Source organism: Rossellomorea sp. DA94, assembly GCF_029834455.1.
Classification (GTDB): domain Bacteria; phylum Bacillota; class Bacilli; order Bacillales; family Bacillaceae_B; genus Rossellomorea; species Rossellomorea vietnamensis.
On sequence record NZ_CP122397.1, the window covers coordinates 225,452 to 250,105 of the forward strand.

26 protein-coding genes, 1 riboswitch and 1 other annotated feature are annotated in these 24,654 nt (G+C 44.6%); of the genes, 15 read left to right on the forward strand and 11 right to left on the reverse strand.

Annotated elements, in window-relative coordinates; translation table 11 throughout:
* The first annotated feature begins 138 nt into the window (after positions 1–138).
* Both P8596_RS01265 and P8596_RS01270 read left to right on the forward strand, forming a co-directional pair.
* Positions 139–924 carry a divergent polysaccharide deacetylase family protein gene (locus P8596_RS01265; RefSeq protein WP_279725572.1) on the forward strand — a complete coding sequence of 262 codons (786 nt, stop codon included), beginning with the start codon at positions 139–141 and terminating at the stop codon, positions 922–924.
* A gap of 111 nt (positions 925–1,035) precedes the next feature.
* Positions 1,036–1,791 carry a (S)-benzoin forming benzil reductase gene (locus P8596_RS01270; protein WP_279725573.1) on the forward strand — a complete coding sequence of 252 codons (756 nt, stop codon included), beginning with the start codon at positions 1,036–1,038 and terminating at the stop codon, positions 1,789–1,791.
* A 107-nt stretch (positions 1,792–1,898) separates the two neighbouring features.
* On the opposite strand, the gene P8596_RS01275 is transcribed toward P8596_RS01270, so the two are convergent.
* The gene (locus tag P8596_RS01275; protein ID WP_279725574.1) at positions 1,899–3,218 is read right to left on the reverse strand and encodes a Na+/H+ antiporter NhaC family protein; all 1,320 of its coding nucleotides are present in this window, start codon (positions 3,216–3,218) and stop codon (positions 1,899–1,901) included.
* An 82-nt stretch (positions 3,219–3,300) separates the two neighbouring features.
* Positions 3,301–3,405, reverse strand: a riboswitch (SAM riboswitch).
* A 261-nt stretch (positions 3,406–3,666) separates the two neighbouring features.
* Between P8596_RS01275 and P8596_RS01280 the strand changes: the two genes are divergently transcribed.
* Positions 3,667–4,839, forward strand: a complete 1,173-nt coding sequence (locus tag P8596_RS01280; protein ID WP_279725575.1) for an MFS transporter — start codon at positions 3,667–3,669, stop codon at positions 4,837–4,839.
* Positions 4,840–5,316: 477 nt separating this feature from the next.
* Entirely contained in the window at positions 5,317–5,589 is a 273-nt protein-coding gene (locus P8596_RS01285) for a DUF2187 family protein (RefSeq protein WP_051758445.1), read from the forward strand.
* An 86-nt stretch (positions 5,590–5,675) separates the two neighbouring features.
* Here P8596_RS01285 and P8596_RS01290 read toward each other — a convergent pair whose 3' ends face one another.
* The 6 genes from P8596_RS01290 to safA all read right to left on the reverse strand — a co-directional run bounded on the left by P8596_RS01290 (position 5,676) and on the right by safA (position 10,870).
* On the reverse strand, positions 5,676–5,933 hold the full coding sequence (locus P8596_RS01290; RefSeq protein ID WP_224521630.1) for a YpbS family protein: 258 nt from the start codon (positions 5,931–5,933) through the stop codon (positions 5,676–5,678).
* Positions 5,934–6,015: 82 nt separating this feature from the next.
* Complete coding sequence (gene cls / locus P8596_RS01295) at positions 6,016–7,464, reverse strand: cardiolipin synthase (protein WP_224521666.1); 1,449 nt, start codon at positions 7,462–7,464, stop codon at positions 6,016–6,018.
* A 115-nt stretch (positions 7,465–7,579) separates the two neighbouring features.
* Positions 7,580–9,013, reverse strand: a complete 1,434-nt coding sequence (locus tag P8596_RS01300; protein ID WP_224521629.1) for an alanine/glycine:cation symporter family protein — start codon at positions 9,011–9,013, stop codon at positions 7,580–7,582.
* A 330-nt stretch (positions 9,014–9,343) separates the two neighbouring features.
* Positions 9,344–9,511 carry a hypothetical protein gene (locus P8596_RS01305; protein WP_156030145.1) on the reverse strand — a complete coding sequence of 56 codons (168 nt, stop codon included), beginning with the start codon at positions 9,509–9,511 and terminating at the stop codon, positions 9,344–9,346.
* A gap of 211 nt (positions 9,512–9,722) precedes the next feature.
* Positions 9,723–10,136, reverse strand: coding sequence for a CBS domain-containing protein (locus tag P8596_RS01310; RefSeq protein WP_034763135.1), 414 nt, complete (start codon positions 10,134–10,136; stop codon positions 9,723–9,725).
* Between the two features lie 86 nt (positions 10,137–10,222).
* A complete protein-coding gene (gene safA / locus P8596_RS01315; protein WP_279726948.1) occupies positions 10,223–10,870 on the reverse strand; it encodes a SafA/ExsA family spore coat assembly protein in 648 nt (215 codons plus the stop codon).
* Between the two features lie 165 nt (positions 10,871–11,035).
* Between safA and P8596_RS01320 the strand changes: the two genes are divergently transcribed.
* The 3 genes from P8596_RS01320 (at position 11,036) to P8596_RS01330 (ending at position 12,628) form a co-directional block, all read left to right on the forward strand.
* The gene (locus P8596_RS01320) at positions 11,036–11,185 is read left to right on the forward strand and encodes an Lmo0850 family protein (protein ID WP_098351100.1); all 150 of its coding nucleotides are present in this window, start codon (positions 11,036–11,038) and stop codon (positions 11,183–11,185) included.
* Positions 11,186–11,270: 85 nt separating this feature from the next.
* The gene (locus P8596_RS01325) at positions 11,271–11,555 is read left to right on the forward strand and encodes a hypothetical protein (protein ID WP_224521628.1); all 285 of its coding nucleotides are present in this window, start codon (positions 11,271–11,273) and stop codon (positions 11,553–11,555) included.
* Between the two features lie 173 nt (positions 11,556–11,728).
* Complete coding sequence (locus P8596_RS01330; protein ID WP_159361022.1) at positions 11,729–12,628, forward strand: diacylglycerol/lipid kinase family protein; 900 nt, start codon at positions 11,729–11,731, stop codon at positions 12,626–12,628.
* Between the two features lie 45 nt (positions 12,629–12,673).
* On the opposite strand, the gene P8596_RS01335 is transcribed toward P8596_RS01330, so the two are convergent.
* The 3 genes from P8596_RS01335 to P8596_RS01345 all read right to left on the reverse strand — a co-directional run bounded on the left by P8596_RS01335 (position 12,674) and on the right by P8596_RS01345 (position 16,604).
* Entirely contained in the window at positions 12,674–13,255 is a 582-nt protein-coding gene (locus tag P8596_RS01335) for a YqaA family protein (RefSeq protein WP_159361023.1), read from the reverse strand.
* Positions 13,256–13,435: 180 nt separating this feature from the next.
* Positions 13,436–15,124, reverse strand: a complete 1,689-nt coding sequence (gene argS / locus P8596_RS01340; RefSeq protein ID WP_224521627.1) for an arginine--tRNA ligase — start codon at positions 15,122–15,124, stop codon at positions 13,436–13,438.
* A 47-nt stretch (positions 15,125–15,171) separates the two neighbouring features.
* Positions 15,172–15,376, reverse strand: a binding site (T-box leader).
* A 52-nt stretch (positions 15,377–15,428) separates the two neighbouring features.
* Positions 15,429–16,604 (reverse strand): FtsW/RodA/SpoVE family cell cycle protein, encoded by a 1,176-nt coding sequence (locus P8596_RS01345; protein WP_034763125.1) that lies wholly within the window; start codon positions 16,602–16,604, stop codon positions 15,429–15,431.
* A 662-nt stretch (positions 16,605–17,266) separates the two neighbouring features.
* Between P8596_RS01345 and P8596_RS01350 the strand changes: the two genes are divergently transcribed.
* Positions 17,267–18,046, forward strand: a complete 780-nt coding sequence (locus P8596_RS01350) for a hypothetical protein (protein WP_174523042.1) — start codon at positions 17,267–17,269, stop codon at positions 18,044–18,046.
* Positions 18,043–18,786, forward strand: a complete 744-nt coding sequence (gene sfsA / locus P8596_RS01355) for a DNA/RNA nuclease SfsA (protein WP_051758444.1) — start codon at positions 18,043–18,045, stop codon at positions 18,784–18,786. Before P8596_RS01350 ends, sfsA begins: the two co-directional genes overlap by 4 nt.
* A gap of 42 nt (positions 18,787–18,828) precedes the next feature.
* On the opposite strand, the gene P8596_RS01360 is transcribed toward sfsA, so the two are convergent.
* Positions 18,829–19,317 (reverse strand): BsuPI-related putative proteinase inhibitor, encoded by a 489-nt coding sequence (locus P8596_RS01360; RefSeq protein WP_051758443.1) that lies wholly within the window; start codon positions 19,315–19,317, stop codon positions 18,829–18,831.
* A gap of 215 nt (positions 19,318–19,532) precedes the next feature.
* Between P8596_RS01360 and P8596_RS01365 the strand changes: the two genes are divergently transcribed.
* The 6 genes from P8596_RS01365 to P8596_RS01390 are packed head-to-tail and all read left to right on the forward strand — an operon-like array spanning position 19,533 to position 24,644.
* A complete protein-coding gene (locus P8596_RS01365) occupies positions 19,533–20,762 on the forward strand; it encodes an ABC transporter substrate-binding protein (RefSeq protein WP_279725576.1) in 1,230 nt (409 codons plus the stop codon).
* On the forward strand, positions 20,743–21,603 hold the full coding sequence (locus P8596_RS01370) for an ABC transporter permease (RefSeq protein ID WP_279725577.1): 861 nt from the start codon (positions 20,743–20,745) through the stop codon (positions 21,601–21,603). The genes P8596_RS01365 and P8596_RS01370 overlap by 20 nt, the downstream gene beginning before the upstream one ends.
* Before the next feature lie 7 nt (positions 21,604–21,610).
* Complete coding sequence (locus P8596_RS01375) at positions 21,611–22,411, forward strand: ABC transporter permease (protein ID WP_279725579.1); 801 nt, start codon at positions 21,611–21,613, stop codon at positions 22,409–22,411.
* Positions 22,408–23,376 carry an ABC transporter ATP-binding protein gene (locus P8596_RS01380; protein ID WP_224521623.1) on the forward strand — a complete coding sequence of 323 codons (969 nt, stop codon included), beginning with the start codon at positions 22,408–22,410 and terminating at the stop codon, positions 23,374–23,376. The genes P8596_RS01375 and P8596_RS01380 overlap by 4 nt, the downstream gene beginning before the upstream one ends.
* A gap of 12 nt (positions 23,377–23,388) precedes the next feature.
* Positions 23,389–24,048 (forward strand): TVP38/TMEM64 family protein, encoded by a 660-nt coding sequence (locus P8596_RS01385; protein ID WP_279725580.1) that lies wholly within the window; start codon positions 23,389–23,391, stop codon positions 24,046–24,048.
* A 14-nt stretch (positions 24,049–24,062) separates the two neighbouring features.
* On the forward strand, positions 24,063–24,644 hold the full coding sequence (locus P8596_RS01390; RefSeq protein ID WP_224521621.1) for a CDP-alcohol phosphatidyltransferase family protein: 582 nt from the start codon (positions 24,063–24,065) through the stop codon (positions 24,642–24,644).
* Positions 24,645–24,654: the final 10 nt, after the last annotated feature.

A 24,654-nucleotide genomic window follows, 5' to 3' on the forward strand; every position in this document is an offset into this window, starting at 1 on the left:
GTCCGTCCCTCCTGAATTCCAAGCCGGGAAGCGTATTTACGCTTCCCGGCTTTCTTTTTTGCTGATTTTTGAGGGACGGACCTCCATTCGTATATCCTCATTAAAATGGACATCCTAAAGAAAAAGGAGTGATGCTATATGAGAACCCTTGTTATCTGTTTACTTATGACTTTTTCCATACAGATGTCCGCTTCAGCAAGAAACATCCTTCCTCTTCCGGCACATCAGAATGAACTTGCGATTGTGATCGATGATTTAGGAAACGACATGAAAGGGACGGAGGAAATTCTGAGCCTTCCCGTCACGTTGACGATTGCGGTCATGCCTTTTCTCCCAACGACCAAGGCAGATGCGGAAAAAGCCCATAAAAATGGACATGAGGTTATCGTCCACCTACCCATGGAACCGATGTCAGGGAAAGCGAGCTGGCTCGGACCGGGGGCCATCACGACCTCCCTATCCGATGAAGAAATCAGGAAGAGAGTGGAGCAAGCCCTGGAAGAGGTTCCTTATGCAGTAGGAGTCAATCATCATATGGGCTCGAAGGCCACCGCTGATGAGCGGGTCATGAGGATTGTCCTCGGCATATGCAAGGAAAGGGGTTTATTTTATCTGGATAGTAAAACAACAGGAAAGAGTGTCATTCCGAAGCTTGCAAAGGAAATGGGCGTCCCATACCTAGAAAACGAATTATTCTTTGATGATATCTACACCATTCAACACATCGGGAAGCAGGCGAGACTCCTTTCAAAGACATTGGATCGTGATGATGCAACCATCGCGATCGGGCATGTGGGGGTTACAGGCATGAAGGTTGCCACCATGTTAAAAGAATTTCTTCCCCTTTATGAGAAAAAAGCGTCGATCGTACCACTATCCGACCTCATACCGGAATATCATTTGATTGATGAGAGCATGCCTTGATGGTGTGCTTTTTCACAAATATTAGTAAAAATTCGGTTAACTTGATGCTTAATTTTTTGAGGAAAGGAAACTCTCCTTTATAATCAGTATGTAAGAAGGAGATGATTCGAAATGGATTATGCAATCGTGACAGGAGCAACAAGGGGATTAGGGGAGTCCGTCGCCAGGCTCTTTATTGAAAAAGGCATCGGTATTCTCAATATATCCCGTTCGGATAATGACAGCTTACAAAAGCTTGCACGGGAAAAAGAAGTGTCGTATGAATTCTTTCCCTGTGATCTATCTCAATCGGGACAAACAGAAGCGGTGTTCCGCGAAGTAGGGGCAAAGGTATTTGGATCTGGAGCCAAGAAGATATATGTCGTTCAAAATGCAGGCGTGGTGACACCGATCAATACGTCGGGTGAAGTGGAAAATGAAGCAATGGAAACGAGTGTCCACGTCAATCTACTTTCACCTATGATCGCCACCAATGAATTGCTCAAGGCAGCAAAAGGCTCTGAATCGAAAATGATCATGGTCAACATCAGTTCAGGAGCGGGAAGTCGTCCCGTTTATGGCTGGAGTACGTATTGCGCGACTAAGGCGGGAGTCAATATGCTGACTGAAACGGTGAGCCTTGAGCTCTCCAACACACATAGCCGTCATCAGGTCATCGCTTTCAGTCCGGGAGTGATGGATACGGATATGCAGGGGGAAATCCGCTCGTCCTCCAAAGAAGCCTTTGCCGAGGTTGAGTCGTTCCAGCGCTACAAAGAAGAGGGGATGCTGCGCAGCACGGACACGGTAGCGGATGCACTGGTGGCTCTCATAACCAAAACCAATATTGAAAGTGGTAAACTGTATCATGTGAATGATTTGTTATAAGAAAAGAGCAGATTCCGGAAATCGGGGTCTGCTTTTTTAATGGTGTTTGAATAACCCAGACACAAAAAAGAGACAAACCCAGACGGATTTGTCTCTTTTCCAACGGACTAAGAAGAACGGACCGGATCTCCATCAGTAGCGGTTCTCCGTGTGAACTTCGGAAGGGCGAATTGAATCGCAATCAGTCCGCAAACGGCAATCAGGACAGGGTAGAAGGCATAAGGGATGATGCTGACAGGTGATATGCCGGCTACTTCCGCCACTAACAGTGCCTGTGCACCGTATGGGATCAACCCTTGAACGGCACAAGAGAAAATATCGAGGATACTTGCTGACTTACGGGAATCTACGCCATACTGATCGCTAAGCGTTTTGGCCAGTGGTCCTGCGATGATAATGGAAATTGTGTTATTGGCTGTGCAAAGATTCGTCGAACTGACCAAGCCTGCTGTTGCAAGCTGTGCTCCCTGAGGAGATTTAATCTTACGTGTGGCATGGTAAAGGATAGCTTGAATCCCTCCATTATGACGAATCAGTTCGACGACTCCGCCGATCAGGATGGAAAGGATCACAATCTCTGCCATGCCCGTCATCCCGTCGGCTACACTACCAAAGTAACTCGATGGGGTAAAGCTTCCATCCGAAAATCCGATAACCCCTGCCAACACAATCCCGCCGATTAAAACGACAAATACGTTTAATCCTGCAAGGGCCCCAATGATCACTCCGAGGTAAGGGATGATTTTAATCCAGTCGAAGCTTCCTGCGTCGACGGAGGATGGAGTCCCCATCGTAAGGAAAAAAAGGATGACCATCGTGATGATGGCTGCGGGTAAGACAATGAAGAAGTTCACTTTGAACTTGTCCTTCATTTCGGTTTTCTGTGTGCGTACGGCTGCAATCGTTGTATCCGAGATGAACGATAAATTGTCCCCGAACATCGCTCCCCCGATGACGGTGGCCATAGCAAGTGGCATAGAAATGTCGGCTCCTGAGCTGATGCCTACTCCGATTGGGGCAAGTGCTGCAATCGTCCCCATTGATGTCCCCATTGATAGGGAAATGAAAGCGGCGATGATGAATAATCCAACAATGATCAGATTACCAGGAAGCACGGATAGGGCAAAATTGACGGTTGAATCAACGGCGCCCATCTTTTCTGCTACACCGGAAAACGCACCGGCTAATAAGAAGATAAAGACCATAATCATAATGTCCGGGTGCCCGGCACCTTTTGCGAACCGTTCAACCTTAGAGGTTAACGACTCTTTCCGATTCATCGCAAGGGCTACAATGGAGGCAATGATGATGGATACCAGTACAGGGAATGCATAAAAATCTCCTGAAAGGATCCCCGCTCCAAGGAACAGTGAAACAAATATGATCAAGGGCAATAAAGCCAGTAAATTACCTTTTTCTTGGTTCATGTCAAACACTCCTTTGTCGTGTGAAATCAAATAAAAAAACCTCTTCCAGTATAAGAAGAGGTTTCATTCAAACGAAACACTCCTCTTATCTTTCAAGCATTACGCTTGCTGGATGTGGCACAGCACTCATCATGAGTCCGCTGCCGAGACATCACAGGGCCAGTCCCTCCGTCTCTCTGGATAAGAAGATATGTTATTCAGTTCACTTAAAATATACTTCCATACTTTAAAGGGTTTAATCGAAAAAGTCAAACGGTAATTTATTGGAAATATACATGCAGGGCATGACTGCCACAGCTGGATCAAACGAAAGCGGCGGGAGATCGCCGTAGCAAGGCATGCATCATAAAACGCGGGAGTTTATCCATAAAAAGGCATAAACACATAGACAATTGAACGGTCAAGGTCTACTATAAGATAGACAAAAAACATCTTGGGGGATACGGTAGTGGAAAGAAATGTGCGAAATCAAATTTTTACGTTACAAGGGTTTTATCTATTGACCTTCTTCGGGGTTGGAAGTTTATATCCTTTACTCAGTGTATATTTAAGTGAAAGTGTGGGGTTAAATGGATATCAGATCGGAACCATCATGTCTGTCGGCCCGATCATGATGATTTTCTTCCAGCCGATATGGGGGATGGTCAGTGACACAACCAATAAGCCAACCGTCGTGTTGGGATTAACCTCCTTAGTTGCAGGGATCTTTGCTCTTGGTTATTTATTCATGGATGTTTACTATGGACTATTGGTGGTCGCGATTTTAGTTGCGATCTTCCAAAGTGCCATCATTCCCGTGTCTGACAGCATCAGCTTGAAGTATACAAGTAAAGTCGGTTATAACTACGGAAATATTCGTCTGTTCGGCTCATTGGGATTCGGGATTGCCGTGTTCGTCATGGGGAGGCTTTCAGAGGGATTCATCGGACCGACGATCATTTTCTACTCCTTCTTTATCTGTCTGGTCCTATCCGGATTCCTATCCTTCCGTTTTCCTAAAGAGAGAGCGGCAGCTAAGCTTGATCTAAAAGCCGGGATGAAGGAATTATTCACGATGAAGAAGTTTCTGATCTTCCTGGCCGTCACGTTCCTGGTGTTCGGCCCAAATTTAGCCAATAACGTGTATTTCGGATTATTCGTAGAAGATTCAGGTGGTACGTACGCCGGAATCGGTCTCGCATTTCTGATTGCCGTCCTATCAGAAGTACCGTTTATGAGAATCGCGGGAGGGTGGATTGATAAGTTCGGTCTCTTGACCGTAGCGGCGCTGGCAGGTGCTGCATCCATGATCCGCTGGCTATTTTACTTCACAGAACCAAGTCTATGGCTGGTCTATTCCTCAGCGGTGATGCAGGGGCTTGCCATCGGATTATTCATTCCTGCGGGGCTACGCTACATCAAAGAAATCACGCCGGCACATATTACAGCTACTGCCGTCACCGTCTATTCCGCCATCGGAAATGGTCTCGGGAATTGGTTCAGTACCTTCGTGGGAGGTTTCATCTATGAAACCTATTCCATCTACACGGTATACCTCTTCTTCGCAGTCCTGTCACTCCTAGGCATCTTTCTCTGCTTCGTCCTAATGAAAGAAGAAAAGAAGAAGGCATTAGCTTACTAAAAAACAGGCATCCGCTACCCACGGATGCCTGTTTTTATATAAAAATACAAAAAGGAAGGATTTTCCTTATGGAATGTAAAAGTATATATAGAGAAATGATTTTACCTTGAAAGTGTTTATCTTGAAGGGCACTGCTAAACAAGTCTTTAAACTTCACTTTGACGCTGATTGTAGCGGAAGGTGCTCGACTCCTGCGGGAATTGCGGGAAAGTTGAGACCCCGCAGGGCAAAGCCCGAGGAGGCTCAACTCACGCCCCGCGGAAAGCGAGCACCTGGAGCGAAAATCAGCCAGGCATCGCTTTGGCTGTAAAAGATTTTGAAAAAAGACATCAAAAGGTTTTGACTTTATGTAATTGTGGTACAAAAAGGATAAGTCATTCATTGAAATTTATATAAATACAAGTTAAAATAATATTATTAGAAAATTCTTTCAATTAAAAAGAGAACGATCATTTTAACTAAAAAGGGGACTTTAAAATGGAAAATACATTCGTTTATTCAAAAGAGAATGCAAACCTTGGGGATACGATTCAGTTTAAAAGAAAGAAACATGTCATCAATGGTGTCGTCACGACCTTGAGAGAAAATACCGTCATCGTCAAAATGGATAGGGAAATTGCGAAGAAACTGGACTTACCAGATGATCAAACGGTCGTAGCACATAAAAACTATGTGGTGACAGAGCGAGCAGAAAACGATACACAGCCTGTATTTGTTTATGATGGGTGGAATAGCGCATTAAAAGCCTAAATTTCAGCCTTCAAATAAAGTAACCCTGAAACGATCTCACCATCAGAATGGTTGCAGACGAATCAGGGTTATTTATGTTGTCCAGCTTATTTTAGTCTCGCGACATATTCCTCAACCATTTCCGTTGTCACAAGTTTTCTTTGCGGAACGACCCCGCGTCTTGCCAGGGTATTGATTTCATTTGTTACTTGATTTATGTGATCTGTTGTAAAAGGTTTTCCGGCATAACAAAGCTGAACAGCTTCGTCAATCGCTTTTTCTCTCTGCTCATCCAGTTTCATAAATTGCTGAACAAGCTGATTTTGCATGTTGGAATGCTTGGAAATTTCTTTGTGCACACTCATGATCTCATCCCTCTCTTTTTCTTTCACAATAAGTCTATTATGCCTTTTTCTATCCGCAGATGGCAATGTCCAATCATCCCATCTATAAGATCGGGGACAACAGCCTTGATATGGATTCCTTGACTTTGATCGTCAAAGGTCTTTGATGATAGTCTTCCAACGTTAATTCCCTGCTCTTTTCAATGTCCTTTCTAAACACTACTCCAAGACCCTCAGAGAGTGCCTGATCATATAAAAAGGCATTGACCTCAAAGTTTAAACGAAAGCTTCGTACATCGATATTGGCTGTACCGACAGAGGAAATGACCTCATCGACGACAATCGTTTTGGCATGTATAAATCCATTATCATAAATATAAATCTTCGCTCCGGCTTTCAGGAGCTCCCCGATATACGAATACGTCGCCCAATAGACAAATAGATGGTCGGGTTTATTCGGGATCATAATCCGGACATCCACCCCCGTAAGAGAAGCAATCCTCAAAGAATCGAGGAGACTGACGTCTGGAATGAAGTATGGGGTCTGGATGTAGATGGATTCCTTGGCTGATGAAATCATTTTGATATAGCCATTTTTTATCTGCTCCCATTCCGAGTCGGGACCGCATGTGACAATCTGAACCCCTGCATCCCCCGTGAAAGATGGCGGGGGAAAGTATCGCAGGTCATAGGCAATCTTCTTTGATCGGCTTGCCTGATTCCAATCGAGGATGAATCTTGTCTGCATGGCGAGTGCAGAGCTGCCGGCAATTCTGAGGTGGGTATCCCGCCAATAACCGAACTTGGGGTTCAAGCCCAGGTATTCATCTCCGATATTAAAGCCGCCTACATAGCCAACTTTTCCATCAATGATCACAAGCTTTCTATGATTTCGATAGTTTAAGCGAAGGTTGATAAAGGGGATCTTCGAAGGGAAAAACACTTCCACCTCACCACCGGCAGAGAGGAGGTCTCTAAAGAACCCCCGCCTCGTTCGCCTGGACCCCATTTCATCGTATAGGACCCTGACCTTTACGCCTTTCTTAGCTTTTTCCGAGAGCTTCTTCAAGATGCGCATACCTAGCTGATCTTTCTTGAAAATATAATATTGTATATGAATATGATCCTCTGCTGCGTCGATGTCTTCTAACAGCGCTTCAAACTTGTCTTCTCCGTGTGTATAAAAGGTGACCTCATTATCCTGGGTCAGTAGAGCCTCATTATTGATCAGATGCATATAAATAAGATCCTGATAACGAAAGGCGATTTCATTTTTAAAAGGAAAACGATGTTCCTTCAAGGATCGAATCTGATTGTGAATCAAGCTTTCAATTCCGATCTTCTTCATATCCTCCCAGTCAAATAACCTTTTCCTGCTCAAGTTCTGCCCGAACACCAAATAGAGGATGAACCCCAGAAATGGAATGAAGAACAACACCATCAGCCAGGCCCAGGTCGCTCCCGCATCTTTCCGCTCCAAGAATATGATGACAGCGGCAAGGATCAGGTTAAGAAAAAATAATACCCCTAGAAGAGCAGATAGGATACTCATCATGTTATGGCTCCTTTGACTAACTTTCTATCAATAGTATACCTGAGAATGGAATAGAAAAAAATGACAAGAAAAAAGAGCAGGGACCTGGTCCTGCTCTTTCGTATAAGGTTGATTATTCATTTACGGCTTTTTTAGGCATATCACTTTGACGCTTTGGCCAGCATTCGACATTCTTTAAACCAGGAATATCATCTGCATAGAAGACAGGATCCAATCCTTGACGACGTTGCGTCATATAGTTGTCCAAAGCCTTAAAGGCGATCGGTGCAAGGACACCGATGGCGGCCAAGTTCGTAAGGGCCATCAAGGCCATTGAAAAGTCAGCGAGGCTCCAGACGATATCAAGACTTGCGACAGACCCGAAGACCACCATTCCCAGTGCAATGAAGCGGTAGATCAGAAGGCCGGTCTTGCTTTTATTAATGAATGGAAGATTGGCTTCACCATAATAATAACTCCCAATGATGGAACTGAAGGCAAAGGTAAAGATGGCAATCGCCAGAAAGATTCCGGCCCATGAGTTAAAGTGTTCAGACATGGCTGCTTGAGAAAGTTCAATTCCAGTCAAACCGGAACCGTATGCGTCTGATGTTAAAATGATAAAGGCCGTCGCGGAACATACAAGAATCGTATCAAAGAATACCCCCAGTGCCTGGATGAACCCCTGCTTGACAGGGTGGGAAACCGATGCCGTAGCCGCTGCATTCGGTGCACTACCCATTCCGGCTTCATTGGAGAATAGCCCACGCTTTACACCGTTCATGATCGCAGCTCCGATACCCCCACCGACGACTTGTTCAAAGCCGAAGGCACTCTTGAAAATCATGGCGATGACGCCGGGCATTTCAGTGATATTCGTAATGACTACAAATAGAGCTAGAATAATATAAAAGCCTGCCATGATCGGTACAATGAAAGATGAAAAGTTGGCTATGCGTTTCACACCGCCAAAGATGATGAGTGCAGTCAATCCGGCCAGTACAATTCCAATGACAAACGTATTGATGCCAAATGAATTACTGAAGGCCGTTGCAATGGTATTACTTTGGACAGCATTAAAGGTTGTCCCGAAGGAAAGGATGATGGTAACCGCAAAGATCGAACTCATCCAGGGCTTGCCCAGTTGTTTCTTCATATAGTAGCCGGGGCCGCCTTTGAATCCTACCTTATCCTTTTCTTTATAAATCTGTGCCAATGTGCTTTCGACAAAGGCGCTGGCTCCTCCAAGAATGGCAACGAGCCACATCCAGAAGACCGCTCCAGGTCCCCCAATTGCTAAGGCAATGGCTACTCCTGCTAAATTACCTGTACCAATTCGAGTACCTGCTCCAATAAAGAATGCCTGTAAGGAAGAAATCTGCTTTTCCCCTTCTGCTTCAACGACATCTTTATCCCCTAATAATCGAAGCATTTCACCTATATGGCGAATTTGAACAAATTTAGATCCGATTGTGAAGTATAATCCTAAAATGAGCAGTACACCGATTAAAATATACCCCCATAATATGGAGTTTGCTTCCGTAACTAAATTGTTTAAAATATCCATGATAACCCCCTCGAAAATTTGTGTCGGTTACATGTATTATTATCTGAAAATTTAAAATGAAAGTCAAGTTATTATCTGAATATTAAAATATTACCAGATATTATTTAGTGGGTCGAACTATTTCATCATAGTAATAAAGGTTTTCGTGCTACGTTAATGACGAAAGTAATAGCGTGGATAATTATTGTGAAATAACTTATTTGTGTTTATTTGAATAATGTTTTTTTATGTAGTGAGTGCAGCTCGGAACACAAAAAAAGCCATAGAAATCCATGGCGACGGTTAAGCGTTCAAGCTATTAAAATAGGATAAATAATGGCAGAGATCTGATTAATAAAAATTCCAAAATCCTAAAACAAATAACAAAATCCCCGTGATCATTGAAATACCAAATAACATAAATAAGAAATCAAGAATGCTGTCGGCGAAGACTCTTTTGCGGTTCTCACGTTTAAAATGACGAACTTCCTTACGGTACGATCGTGCAGCACGACTCATACAAAACCTCCTCCTCCATAAACACCTTTTGCATTAATCACAAATTCGTCACAAACAAAGAAAATCCTTCCTGAACATGAAAAAAATTACGATATACCCATCTCTTCGTCACAATAAGTCGATTAAGACCTCTTTACATGCTGAATAAGGGGCTGCAGAAGCCCCTTATTCAGTAAAAGGAAGCTATGAAGTTTTTGCTCTTAAGCCTTTATTAGCGAAGGTGATTCTGGGAGATTCCGCTTAAGGCACTTCCGGCACTTTGATCGGATTTCTGCTGTACTGCCAAATCTCCTAAAGCCAGCATCCCGACCAGCTGACCATTTTCCACAACAGGCAAACGGCGCACCTGATGCTGGGACATCAAAGCCGATGCTTCTTCTACGGATGCATCAGGAGAAATGGTCACAACTTGCTGTGACATAACCTGAGAGACATTTCCCTGTGCACCCTGAGACAGTCCACGAGTGGCAATATCACGGTCCGTAATCATCCCGACAACCTGCCCATTTTCAACGACAGGAACGGAACCAACATTTCTGGAACTCATCTTGGAAGCGACGCTCTCAAGTGAATCCTGGTTAGAAGCTGCTTCCACATTTGTCGACATAATATCACGTACTTGCATGAAATATTCCCCCTTGATCATAATGGCAGTACACCCTTATTATCCATCCTATATCCCACTCTTATTCTGAACATGTTTTTCCAAACTTAGTTGAGCTTTTGGAGGGACGGACCTTCTTTCGCAATAAATAGCTGTGTCCAGTACGACCCGTAAGTCCCACCATCGGCATATCCTACGCCAACATGTGTATAGGACTTGTTGAGAATGTTCTTACGGTGAACCGGACTGTCCATCCAGTCCCGGACAACTTTTTCAGGACTCATTTGACCGGCAGCGATATTTTCACTAGCTTCGCTATATACGATGTGGAAACGTGTCAGCATCTCATCGGGAGTTCCGTAGGTCGGGCTTCTATGGGAGAAGTACCCGGCATCCCTCATATCACGGGACTTATACAAGGCGACCCGAGAGAGATTTCCGTCAGAGTGAAGAGGAGGGAGGCCGTTTTTCTCCCGTTCCTTATTTGTTAATTCAATGACTTGGTTTTCGAATGAACTTTGGGATGTGATGCCAGGGATCTTAATGTTTTGACCCGGATAAATGATGTTTGGATCTTTCAACTGGGGGTTCGCACGGATCATTTCAGATAATCCGATTTGGAACTCCCTGGAAATGGTCCAAAGTGTATCTCCTTTTTTTACAATATACGTGCTTACGGCATTTATTTTATGTAGACCAATTAGACTAAAAAAAAGGGACGTTGTGATTAGAATACATGTCAATTTAGTTTTCATGAGTATAAATTGTGTAATTCGAAACAAATTATTCTTCTGAAATGTGTAAAAGTAGGATTATCGTTTCATTTTTAGGGAAAAGGAAAACCATATTACAATAAGTGAAACCTTTTACGGAGTAAAACGTACAAATAGGTAACGATATTTTAAAAAGAGGTGAATAACGTGGTAAAGGAGAACGATCGCTTTAAAAAAGTGATAACGAAATTGTCGAACGTCGGTGTGAATATTTCAAAAACGAAATCAAGACGGGAAATTCTTCATTCACTAAAGCAGTATCAACCATTACCTAAGACGTTAACACAAGATTCATAATCCATGCTTATCCGAAATATAGGACAGACATAATTCCCGATTCTTCCCGATATACTATAGCTAAAGGTAAAGGGGAGGGTTAGGCATGGAAAGAATGATGTTTGATCCACAAGCATTAAAGGAAATCAGAAAGAAGGCAGATGAGATTTCATACTACTGTATGAGCCGGGACCAGCTTGCAGATCCACATCGTATAAGCATGGCATTGGATCAGGTCTGTCGTGCACTGGCTATGTTTGCAGAAATGGAGCTTCATCGCATGCAGCATCAGCATATTCCCTATGACCCCCAAAGCTATATCAAAGGGCGTCTCGGAATTGCCTATCGATCTGTACTCCAAGTCCCTCAGGAAGACTCGAATACGGCATAGTAAAAGAGGTTGACCCAAGATTCATTGGCTTCAAAAGCCGGTAAGTACCCATGATAGGTTGAAATATTTTCTAATCATATGGCCTGGTCCGATAAGGATGATCATCACTCATCGTTTTGGGTCAGCCTCTTTTTATGTACCATACTAAATCTATAGGTTAGGTGACGATATTCATGGCAAGATTTTCGGAAGTATTGCTTATATGCAATGGCAAGGCAGGTCAAGGGACACTCGAAATCCTGTTGAAGGATGCCGTTCCCCCTTTATTGGATATCTGCAACGAACTCATCATTCATAAAACAAAAGAAAAGGGAGATGCCGAAAGGGTCTGCAGGGAATCAGGGAGTCGTTTTGAGCTGGTGGTCATCATGGGCGGGGACGGTACGATCCATGAAGCCATCAATGGGCTGTCAGTTCTCAGTGATCGTCCGCTTGTCGCCATTCTTCCTGGTGGCACATGTAACGATTTTGCCCGCTCCCTGCGCATTCCGATGAATATTGGACAAGCTGTCCGTCTTATAACCGAACAGCCTTATGAACAGGAAATCGACATTGTGAAAGCAGGGGAGAGGTATTTCAGTAACTTCTGGGGCACGGGACTGGTTGCCCAGACGAGCGATAATATTGATGTAGGATCAAAGAGCGTCCTCGGGAAACTGAGTTATTATATCAGTGCTTTCCAATCGATTCAGGATTCACCTATCTTGAATGTGAAGGTCACGACGGAAAATGAGGTAGTGGAAGAAGAGGTCGTCATGCTGTTGGTCGCAAACGGACGTTCGATCGGATCCAATCCACTGCCTACGTGTATCAATATGGACGATGGATTGATGGACATATATGTAGTGAAGAAAAGTGGATTTCCATTGCTGAAGGAATTTCTCGTCATTAAAAGTACAGGTAATATCAGCGAAGAATATGACGATATCATGCACATACAAGCAAAAGAAGCCCATATTGAACTCGGACAGGATGAGAAGCTTGATATGGATGGGGAACTCTATGAAGGCAGCAGGCAGTCCCTGCGCGTATTACATAAGCATCTGCGCTTTGTCGTGGGAACTTCCGAATAAAAAAGGAGCATGGGATCATCCCATGCTCCTTTTTAGATCAGCTGATCAAGGAGTTTGCTTTTTTTTTTTGATGACCAAGTAGACGAGATAGACAAGAATCAGTACACCGCCTGCAGCAAGTGTCAGTAAAGTGAAGTTCTCTTCTATAAAAGGTTTTGCTTTTGCTCCCAGTGTGAGAATGATTGCACCCTCCAGGAAAAAGCGTATCCCCCTGCCGATGATCGACCAGATCACAAGTACCCGGATCTTCACACCGGAAACCCCTGCGAATATGGTGAAAATCTTATAAGGGACCGGTGTCAGACCTGCAATCAGTAAGGCCATAGGGCCGAACTTTGTAAAGTACTCTTCTACTTTTTGAATTCTTGCTTCAGAGAATAGACGAACAAGAATCGGGCGACCCAGCTTTTTCCCGATCAACCATCCAAAAAGGGCTCCGATGACGGAAGCGATCGTCGTATAAAGTGCGTAAAGCAGGGCACTGCCAGGGTTAGCAATCGCCAATGGAATCAGTAATACATCAGGTGGAATCGGGAAGAAAGATGAATCTGCGAAAGAGACGATGATCAGTCCCCATACACCGTAATCCATTAACCATGCTTCGAACGTGTGAAGTAGTTCAGACATAAGTAATCTCCTTTATGAATAAAGCGTTAATTTAGAATTTAATAGAACATAAGAAGTATATCACTTTTCATAAAGGGAGTCATGAATTATCCTATTCATCCCTCACTTAAAGAACTGAACAGGACACATTCTCGAAATAAATCTATTTCTCGGGAAATAGTGACAGTATTCTTTCGGATTCTACATTTCGGCAGGAGATTTCATCCCCAATAATCGTAATCCTTCGGCAAGGACAATCCCCACGGCATGAACCAGGGCCAGACGAGAATTTTGCTGGCTGTCATCTGAAATGATTTTGGTTTTAGCATAATAACGGTTAAAGCTTTGTGATGTGACGATTAAATATTTGGCAATGATAGATGGAGCATAATGCTGCCATGATTTTTCGATCATTTCCGGAAATAACCGCAGCTGCTTTATCACGTCCCAGCTTTCAGCATCTTCAAGACCTTCAAATGTCAGGGGATCGATCTGTCCTGCTTTTCTGAGAAGGGACTGGGCTCTCGCATAGGTGTATTGAATATAAGGACCGGTTTCACCTTCGAAGGTGAGCATATGTTCCAGGGAGAATTCAATATCATTGAGACGGTCATTCTTCAGGTCATGAAAAATGATTGCCCCGACCCCGACATCTCTTGCAACTCTGTAAGCATTCTTTAAGTCAGGATTTTTCTGCTTAATGTTGTCCTCTGCCATTTTGATGGCTTCGTGAAGCACTTCTTCAAGGAGGATGACCCTTCCTTTTCTTGTAGACATCTTCTTTCCATCTTTTAAATACAAACCGAATGGAATATGCTTCATTTCATCCGCCCAAGTGTACCCGAGCTTTTTCAACACGTTCATCACTTGCTGGAAATGGATCGTCTGCTCCTGGCCTACAATGTACAGGGCTTCATCAAAGGCATATTGACGCTGACGATAAAGGGCAGCAGCCAGGTCCCGTGTGGCATAAAGGGTTGCTCCATCAGACTTTTTGATCAGGCAGGGAGGCAGATTCCCATCATCCATCCGAACGACTTGAGCCCCTTGGGATTCCTCTAAAAGGTGATGTTCCTGAAGCAAGGTCACGACTTCTTCCATCTTGTCATTGAAGAATGCTTCACCGTTATAGGAATCGAACTCGACGCCAAGTAAAGAGTAAATCGTCTTAAAGGCTTGGAGTGATTCATCCTTAAACCATCTCCAAAGCCCGGTAATCTCTTCATCCCCGTCTTCGAGGAGCTTAAAGGCTTTTCTTCCTTCTTCCTCAAGGGAAGCGTCAAGTTCTGCTTCTTCATGAAATTTTTTATAAAGAATGAACAACTCAGCAATGGGATTCTCTTTGACCTTATCAGGGTCTCCCCATTTTTTGAAAGCGACGATCAGTTTGCCGAACTGTGTGCCCCAGTCTCCGATGTAATTGATTTTTTCGGTGCGGTAGCCGCATTTTTCGGCAATGGTGGCAATGGCATTCCCGATGACCGTTGAACGGAGGTGCCCCATGGAAAACGGCTTGGCGATGTTGGGGGAGGACATGTCTAATACGACGGTTCTGTCCTTTCCAAAGGTGTGGGTTCCATAGTCCTTTCCTTTCGCCAAAATCCCCGACACGATTTCTTTTCCTGCTTTACTCCCGTTAAAGTGAATATTGATATAAGGTCCAACCGCCTCTACCTTGGTGAAAAGGGGAGAGGTAATCGCAGAGGCCATTTCCTTCGCGATCTGTGCAGGAGCTTTTCTCATGGTTTTGGCCAACTGGAAGCAAGGAAAGGCTAAGTCCCCTAAATGGCTGTGCTTCGGAGTTTCAATCAAATCGTATAGTTCTTTCTCGCTCCAGTCCTGCAGGAGCTGAGTCTTTAATTCTTGAGCAAATATTAATTTCAAGTCCATCTTGTTACACCTCCCATTAGTATAAAACACAAAAAAACCCGTCTCTATACAGAGACGAGTTTAGCTCGCGGTACCACTCTTATTCCCGATTAAGGACACTCATTGTATAACGGGAGATCCCGGTCCTTCCCTACTGATTTCAAGAAGAACTTCTCAGAAGTGCGGTTCATCCAGGGCTTCATACCGGGCTCCCACCGCCCCCGGCTCGCTTATGATCCACGTCGGGATTACTCTCTTCTTCACAGAATATTCCATATCTAATTACTATTATTTTACACATTTCAGGGATGAATGCAACCGGTAATTAGGAATCTTCTGAAGAAAACATATACGTCTTATGATGGAACCTCATACTGAACACAAGGCCGAGGGCCAGCATGTTCCCCATGAGGGAGCTCCCTCCATAACTGATGAACGGAAGGGGGATACCGGTGATCGGGAGTAACTGGATTGTCATTCCGATGTTCTGGAACACATGGAACGTGATCATACTGATGATCCCTGCACACACATAAGCGTTGAAAGGCTCTTTCGTATCAAGGGCCGTCTTGGTTAGGTGGTAGATCAGCAGAAAATATAAGCTGATGACGACACTTGCGCCGATAAATCCGTACTCTTCACCGATGACACTGAAAATAAAGTCTGTATGATTTTCCGGGATATACACTTCCCGGTCACTGTAGCCTTTCCCGAAAATCTGTCCCGAACCAATGGCGTTAAGGGAGTTGATCAAGTGAAATCCTTCTAATTTCGCATAATTGTACGGATCGAGCCAGGCATAAATCCGTCCGAATTGGTAAGGTTTCACGTTTAAATATTTCTCCAATAATTGTGGTGCCCATATGACCAGTGAAAGGATGCCTGCACCTAATACTCCGATCGAAGCATAGATAGGCACAATCAGCTTCCACGTAATACCTGAAACGAGGATGATACCCGTCATGATGGCTAGTATGACCAGTGATGTCCCTAAATCCGGCTGCTGCATGATGAAAGCAAGGGGGAGAAGGGTGGTCAAGCCGATTTTAATCAATAACTGAAAGTCTGTCTGCACTGTTTTTCTTGGATTAAGTTCATGATGATTGGTAATGACACGTGCCAAAGCAAGGATTAAGAATGTCTTCATGAACTCTGAAGGCTGTATCGATCCAAGCGGTCCAAGCATGAACCAGCTTTTGGCCCCATTCCGGTGAGGTGCAATGCTTTCCGGAGAAATCAATAATAAAACGAGCAAGAAGATTCCTGCGCCGTATATGTACCAGGCAAGCCGTTTATACTGATCCGAGTCGAGAAATAACGCAGCGCCGATGATGATACCGCCCACTACGTACCAAAAAGCCTGTCTAATCACAAAGTTTGTCCCATATTGCCCTGAGGTCTGGGCACTGCTGATTCCCATTGCACTTACAATAAAGAACAGCATCAATAAAAAGAGAAGACCCCAATCGATCTTATCAGCAAATCGCTGGCGAGTTTCCATAATCTATTCACCTGAATTTCTAAAGATTTCACATTCCTAGTCTAATAGAAATGAAAGGAAATTTCTACTCATGACCCGAGAAATTCAAGAACTTCTGTCGGGACATGACAGGTATTTGGAACAGGTGAATATTTGTATTCACTGGGAATGTTGATGGCAGAAGGGATTAGGAGGAAAACAGAGATGAAATATTCCATTTATTACATGTTTATAAAGGTATTTGATATTGAAATAGATTCTATTTATAAATGTTGTTAGAAGCTAATATCGACGCAAAATACTTTGAGATGAAGTTATTCAAACCAAAGTGTTAAGAGTTGTCTATTTTAAAAATCACATCCTTAAAGTTGATTGGAGTGGAAGGTGCTCGACTCCTGCGGGAAACGCTGGACAGGTGAGACCCCGCAGGGCAAAGCCCGAGGAGGCTCACCGCCAGCCCCGCGGAAAGCGAGCACCTGGAACGGAAATCAACCGACGCATTCCAAAAGAAAAGTAGGAAATAGAAGTATAACTTCCACTTATACCACTCAAATATGACTATTTTCGACAATTCCCTGCGACTTTTGTCATCATTTTGAAATGAAATAGAAAAGAACAAGTAGGTTCTATATTTGATAAAATAGAAAATATGAACTGTGCACCGTGTTAAACAGATGGAGGGAATGTTCTTGAAGGCAAATAACCAAATGAAAGATATCATCTATGTTCACAAGAATCCGGATCGTCACTATGTCGTTTCGTACGGAATCCATTTCAACGAGTTTGCAATGAATGCCCGTAAACCCTTAAAGAACTTACTTCTCATCAAGCATCAGTACGAACATGGTGCTTTCAATATACATACCCATATGGAATATGTAGAAAAGGACGAAATGAAGAAGATCATCGATGACGGGGTTCAGAGCTATGGAGACTTCTGCTGGATCGATTTTGAAGAAGAGGTCGGAGTCGATGAATTGAACGGACAGGAAATTGCAGAACTCCTTTATATGGGGCATATCAAGCAGCCATTGAACCCTCCATTTTATTCTAAACTGAATAACCGCTACGCCTACCTTTCCCATGATGATGGCTGGTTCAATAAGGTTTATTACCGGGATTTTGAGGACTTCTATTATATGCTGGGAGCGACCCTTTCATCAAAGCTCAGTACGATGAAGAGTGGGAAGGGCCTCTTCGGTATGAAGAAGGAGAAACCCTACCCTGTGATCGGAAAGGAAGTCATTCATTCCTTCCAGGATAAGTTAAAAGAAGGAATGGTCATCTCCCTTGAAAAAGCAGTATTGACGAGAGGGAAGATCGAGATACCCATATGGGTGATCGGTGATTATTATGACATGGATGAAATGGCAGAGGATTATAAGCAGATTCGCAAATTACCGGCGAACGGGTTACTTTCTTATGACCGTAAAACCAAGAGCTGGAGCGCCTTACTTAAATGAGGGACCGTGACGTTTTAGCAGATATTTCATTCCATGACACTTTGGTCCAAGCCGTCTTTCTTGAACGGCTCAATCGGTTTGTGCTGGAATGCGAACTCCCTTCAGGTTCAAAAGAAAAGGTCCACTTACCGGACCCGGGCAGGCTGAAAGACTTATTGGTACCTGGAGGGCCGATCTGGCTCCAGGAATCCAAGGATCCAAGAAGGAAAACAAGGTGGTCAGCGGTCATGACCCATGATCCCGTAAACGATATGTATGTTTCCTTGAATACGCAATATCCAAACCGGTTGGTACTGGAAGCCCTGCAGTTGGAAGTACTGGAGGAGCTGAAGGGGTGGGGTCTGGAAAAAGCCGAATATAAGGTGGGAGGTTCACGTTTTGACTTCCTCCTCAAACATAAACAAAATGATGAGAAATTACTACTCGAAGTCAAAAGTGTCACCATGGTCGAGGACGGAATGGGTAAATTTCCCGATGCCGTCACAGCAAGGGGTGCGAGGCATGTAGAGGAACTGACCCACTTACAGATGAAGGGAAGCTATCAAACGGCGGTCCTATTCATTGCCCAGCGCACAGATCTCAGGGGAATCACTTCCGCTCCTGAAATTGATCCCCATTTTGCCCGGGTCATGGAAGAAGCCGCGAGACACGGGGTCAGGTTCTTCGGAAGAAAATGCATCGTGACACCAGAACGCATCTCCCTCAGTGGGTCTATCCCCGTTTACACAGAAAAGGATTAATCTCGCCGTGCCCCGGCCGAGATTAATCCTTTTTGCGTGTCCCTATTCAACCACTACCTTAGCCGTCGCTTTATAATCCTGTTCCCCCTTGGCAGTCATCCAGACGGTCAATGTGTAAGAGCCGCTTTCAACCTTAGGAAGGACGATTTCGCGGGAAAACGCTTCCCCTTGTTTCACAGTGATGTCCTGTAACGCCTGGGTATACATTTTATTCTTTGAATCTTTATAAACGATCTCGCCTTTTTCGTTGCGAAGTTCATAGTCGATTGTCTGGCCGGATGAAAACGAAAATGTTTTCTCCTGCTCTGTTTGGTTTTTTACACTATATACATATACACTTTGACCATCTGCATCTTTCTTGGTTAATGAAGGTACCATATCGCCTGCGACAATTCCTTTCTGTACAGAAATATCTTCACCCGCTCTCTGTTCGGTCTCTTTTTTGACCGGCTGGCTGTCGTTTTCATCAGCTGTTCCACATCCGGCCATTCCCGTTAGTAGAATGATTATGATCATCATGAATCGCTTCACGCTAGAGTCACCTCCTTACTGTATTAGACAGAGTTTGATCAAAAAGGTTACAAGCCTTCTGAGAAAATGAGCACGGGAAGGCATGGGGGATGTGCTCTTCCGGTTTCTTTCACCCACTATTGGGGCATTCATTTACATATGTAAGGCAGATTACTTTTTTATATTATACGGTTTAGTACTATATAATTATAGAAAAGCGCAGAGGAGCAGAATGGATGAGAATATGGTTAGCAATTGTAAGCGTATTTTCCTTACTATTAGTATCGGCTTGCGGTTCGACAAATGCAAACGATAGCGGGAAAATTCCTGATGAAGAGTGGGGAACGATCACCTCGAAAGCAGAAGGGACCAAAGTGAATATGTTCATGTGGGGAGGAGATGACGGGATCAATCGATATATTGATGAGGTCATGGCCCCCATGTTAAAAGAAAAGAACAATATCGAATTGAACAGGGTACCTTTAGACACACCTGAAATCCTGCAGAAGCTGCAAACCGAGAAACGGGCAGGAAAAGAAAAGGGGACGATCGACATCGTCTGGGTCAACGGTGAAAATTTTAAAAACGCGAAAGAACAAGATCTGTTGGCAGGTTCCGTTACGGACAAATTGCCTAACTACAACCAATACTATGATACGGACAATGACGCATTTCAATATGACTTCGGAACGGAAACAGAAGGATTCGAAGCCCCTTGGGGAAAAGTTCAATTCGTATTTTTCTATAATAGTGAAAAAGTGAAAAACCCGCCGGCTACCTTTGAAGAGTTGAAAACATTCATGAAAGAGAATCCCGGGAAATTCACATACCCAAACCCAAGTGATTTCACTGGGAATGCATTTCTAAGACATCTCCTCTATGCCAAAACGGATTCGAATCTGGCCCGGGACGGGTTTGATGAGGAAAAGTCAGAAGAAATAGGAGCGGAAGTATGGGACGAATTAAACACCATGAAGCCTTATCTGTGGCGAAAAGGGGAGACGTATCCATCCACCTTGACGGACCTTGATAAGCTGTATAGTCAGGAAGAGGTATGGATGACGATGGGATATAACGAGGCAAGGGCGGAACATTTGATCAAGGATGGCGTGTTTCCGGCAAGCACGAAGCCGTTCATATTGAGTGACATAGGATCCATCGGGAACACTCATTTCCTGGCCATTCCTTTCAATAGTCCCAATAAAGAGGGTGCCCTGGTGGCCATCAATGAATTTCTGTCCCCGGAAGCGCAGTATGAGAAGCTCAAGCCGGATTATTGGGGAGAGAGTTCGCCCATTTCCTATAACAAGCTTGATGAAGAGTGGAGGAAGAAATTCATGGAGATCGATCGCGGTGAAAGTGTACTGGAGGCCTCAAAGCTTGAAAAAAACTTCAAGGGTGAGCTTGATGCTGCCTATGTTGAATGGTTGAAGGAGAACTGGATACGTGAAGTGGCCAACCAATAACGCACTTCTCCTCCTGCCGGGACTCCTCTTTTTCCTCCTGATCCCGGGACTCGGGATCGTTCTTGCGATGTGGGAAAGTGTAAGGGGCGGAGGAGTCTTTACACTCGAACATTACCGGGAATTGTTTGAGCAAGATCGTTTTATTACATCTGTCCTGTTCAGTCTGACAGTAACAGCGGTCTCAACGATCCTGTCCCTTTTCATTGGCTTGGGTATCGTCAAGGCCTTCTCTCCATTGTTAATGGAAACCAGGCATAAACTGCTGGTGTGGATCCCGATGCTGGTCCCCCATTTTGTATGGGCGTATCTCGTCTACTTACTCTTTAATCAGAGCGGCTTTTTTTCAAGTATCGCCGGGGTGACGGGCTGGATTGACGATCGCAGTCAATTTCCCATATTGGTACAGGACCGGAATGGGATCGGGATCATGTTGACGTATGTGTGGAAAGAAGTTCCCTTTGTGACCCTCATGCTGTTACCCGTGTATGCCACCCTATCCAAAGGGTATAAAGAGGTGGCTTCATTATTGGGGGCGGGCCCTTATCAAACGTTCAGAGTGGCAGAATGGCCCTTCATCTATCCTGTCCTCATCGAAACAGGGGCCATTCTTTTTGCCTTTATCTTTACCGCCTTTGAAGTTCCACGGCTGTTGGGGGTAACGTCTCCACAAATGCTTGCGATCCTTGCATACGACTGGTTTTATAGCGGTAACTGGAGTGACCGTCCACTAGCGTTTGCCTCCCTAGTCATGACCGGACTCGGCATCGGAGTCCTTATGTGGCTCGTTCTTTACTTCACGAACAAGAAACGGATGCACATTACTAAAGGGATTGGGAATTAGGGGTGTCATGATGAAAAAAACGTCATTTTACAGCATATCCTTTATCCTTTTTGCCTTTCCCCTTTTCTTTTTAGTGTATAAAAGCTTTTATGGTGTAGCGGCATGGGGGAGTCCTGCTCTAGGTGAACCAAGCGTAAGGGCGTGGGAACTCTTGATGAACGAAGGAAAGTTTCTGAATTCAGTAGGGGTGTCAGTATGGATTGCAGTAGTCGTATTAGGTCTCAATCTTCTGATCGGCATCACAGCGGGAAAGGTGTTTTCCTTTTCTTCTTTCAGGGGGAAAGCGTTGATGGAAGCGCTCATGATGCTGCCCCTGTTCATTCCTGTGTTAGTCGTTGCCATCGGCCTTCATATTACCTTCATACGATATGGCCTCTCCGATCACTGGCTCGGGGTCGCCCTCGTTCATTTGGTGCCGACGATTCCTTACAGCATTAAAATGTTTAAAACAGGCTATGAGCGGATCGGCTCGAAATTACTCGAACAATCAACCATCCTGGGAGGGAGTGCCATCAAGCGCTTATACCATATCGAATTGCCATTGCTCCTTCCAAGCATACGCAGTGTATTGTTCCTGACGATCGTCATCTCTTTAAGTCAATACGTGTTGACGGCGATTATAGGCGGGGGGAACGTCGTCACCCTTGCAATGGTCTATTACCCATTTACCGATACGGCAGATGAAGCGGTGATGGCGGCATTCTCCATCGTGTTCGCCCTTATCCCCCTCATCTTATACATCATAATTGAAGGGTGTTTGACATTCATACTCCCTTACCAGCATCTAAGAAGGAGGAAGAGGAAGTGAGTCCATTCATACATATCCAGGGAGTGTCCAAAACCTTTAAAGAGAAAGAGATTTTGAATGATGTAACTTTCTCATTGAAGAAAGGGGAAATCCTTTCATTAGTGGGAGCGTCGGGTTCGGGGAAATCAACCTTTTTGCGGATTCTCGCAGGCTTAGAATCTGCTACAAAGGGAAAGGTATTAATAGATGGTAACGATATTTCTTCAACCAAACCTCAAAACCGACCGATTGGAATGGTCTTTCAGCAGCCTTTGTTATTCCCTCATATGAATGTACTTGAAAACGTCATGTACGGTCTCGAAATGAGAGGGGAAAAGAAACGTGAAAATAAAAGGAAGGCGAAAGACTATATTCAAAGAGTCGGTTTAGGTGAAGTCATGCATCATTACCCCTCTGAGCTATCGGGAGGCCAGCAGCAACGGGTGTCCCTAATCCGCTCCCTCATTCTGAAACCGAAGCTGTTACTCTTGGACGAACCTTTCAGCAGCCTCGATCTGCAACGGAGGAGAGAGTTGAGGCAGTGGGTACTGACCGTATTTAAAGAAGAAGGAACCACAGTCTTGTTCGTCACCCATGACCGTGATGAAGCGTATGAGGTGGGAGACCGGGTGGCGGTGTTACACGAGGGACGATTCCTGCAGGCGGGGACACCGGAGGAAATTTATTACCGTCCGGGCTCCTCCTTTGTCGCTTCTTTTATGAGTGACGGACTCATTCTGTCTCCTGAACAATTCATTCATGCTTCCCATCTGTCCATAAGCTCTTCGGGACAGGATCTGCCTTACCCAAAGTGGAAGGGCAAGATCCAGCAAAAGCTGTTTGTAGCGGGAACGAACATTCATGAAATATGGGTGGAAGAACTGAAGCAGAAACTCCATCTGCCCCTTGATGGGGAATCCTCCCACGGGACGGTTTGGCTATATGCCAAGGAAGAGAACATTCAAACGTTTCAGAACGAGGAATAGGAGGGAAGAACATTGAAGAAGAAGGAAATCGGCAAGATCTTTCTATTCATCACGATATTACTGTTCCTCATGTGGCTTAGCCGAAATTTCTTTCATATAAAGCCCCATGACATCAGGGATTGGATCGTGTCATTCGGTATTTGGGCACCGATTGTATTTATTGTCGTTTATACGGTCCGCCCATTGATCCTTTTCCCTGCTTCCATCCTGTCGTTCTCTGCGGGCCTTGCTTTCGGTGCGGTGGAAGGTTTCTTTTATATTGTACTGGGGGCACTGGGGGGTGCGACGGTTGCCTATTATGCAGCAAGCATCCTGGGGGCGAAACTGTTAAAGAGACCTTCCCCCCGCATCGTGAAAATACGGGAAAAGATGGAGGAGAGCGGCTTCATCTATGTCCTTGTATTGCGTCTGGTCCCGTTCTTGAACTTTGATTTGATCAGTTACCTCGCTGGAATGGGGAAAGTGAGATACCTTCCATTCATTCTTGCCACAGCCATCGGAATTTTGCCAGGAACGTTTGGCTATGTCTTTTTAGGGTCAAGCTTGGTGGGAGAAGACCGGACGAATTTGTATATTGCCATTGGGTTTTTCCTGGCCATGATCATCGGACCACTCATTTTTAAAAAGAAGATGAAAGCATGGCTTGGATTATCTGGCAAAGAAGATAAGTAAAGGATGGGAAGTACATGTTAGACACGCATGCCCGCAAGTGGGTTCAGCCAAGTATAGAGGGGACGGCACGTCTGTTCCTGAACAAAGGATTAACGGCCAATCAAGTGACGGTCACCGCCTTCGTCATAGGGTCTGTGACAGGTCTGGTCTATTACCTGGGTTTCCCGATCATGGCCGTCCTTTTATTATGGCTTTCGGGCTTCCTGGACGCGGTGGATGGAACCATGGCCCGATTGACCAAGCCATCTCCCTTTGGCACCGTCATGGATGTCACGTTTGATCGGATCGTTGAAATCAGTGTCATCCTCGGGGTTGCTTTCCTTCATCCTGACATCATGTGGGCCCTCCTCTTACTCAGTGTCTCCATCATCATTTCCATGACCATTTTCCTGACCGTGGGGGCTGTATCAGAGAAGCAGGGTATGAAGTCCTTCTATTATCAAGCGGGACTGGCTGAGAGAACGGAAGGTTTCATCCTGTTCAGCCTCATGATGATATTTCCATCCATTGTCTTGTGGACCACCCTCCTGTTTTTTGCAGTGGAGTTATATACGGGAATCCAACGATTTCTAGAAGCGAAACGACTACTTTCATAAGGAGAGATTC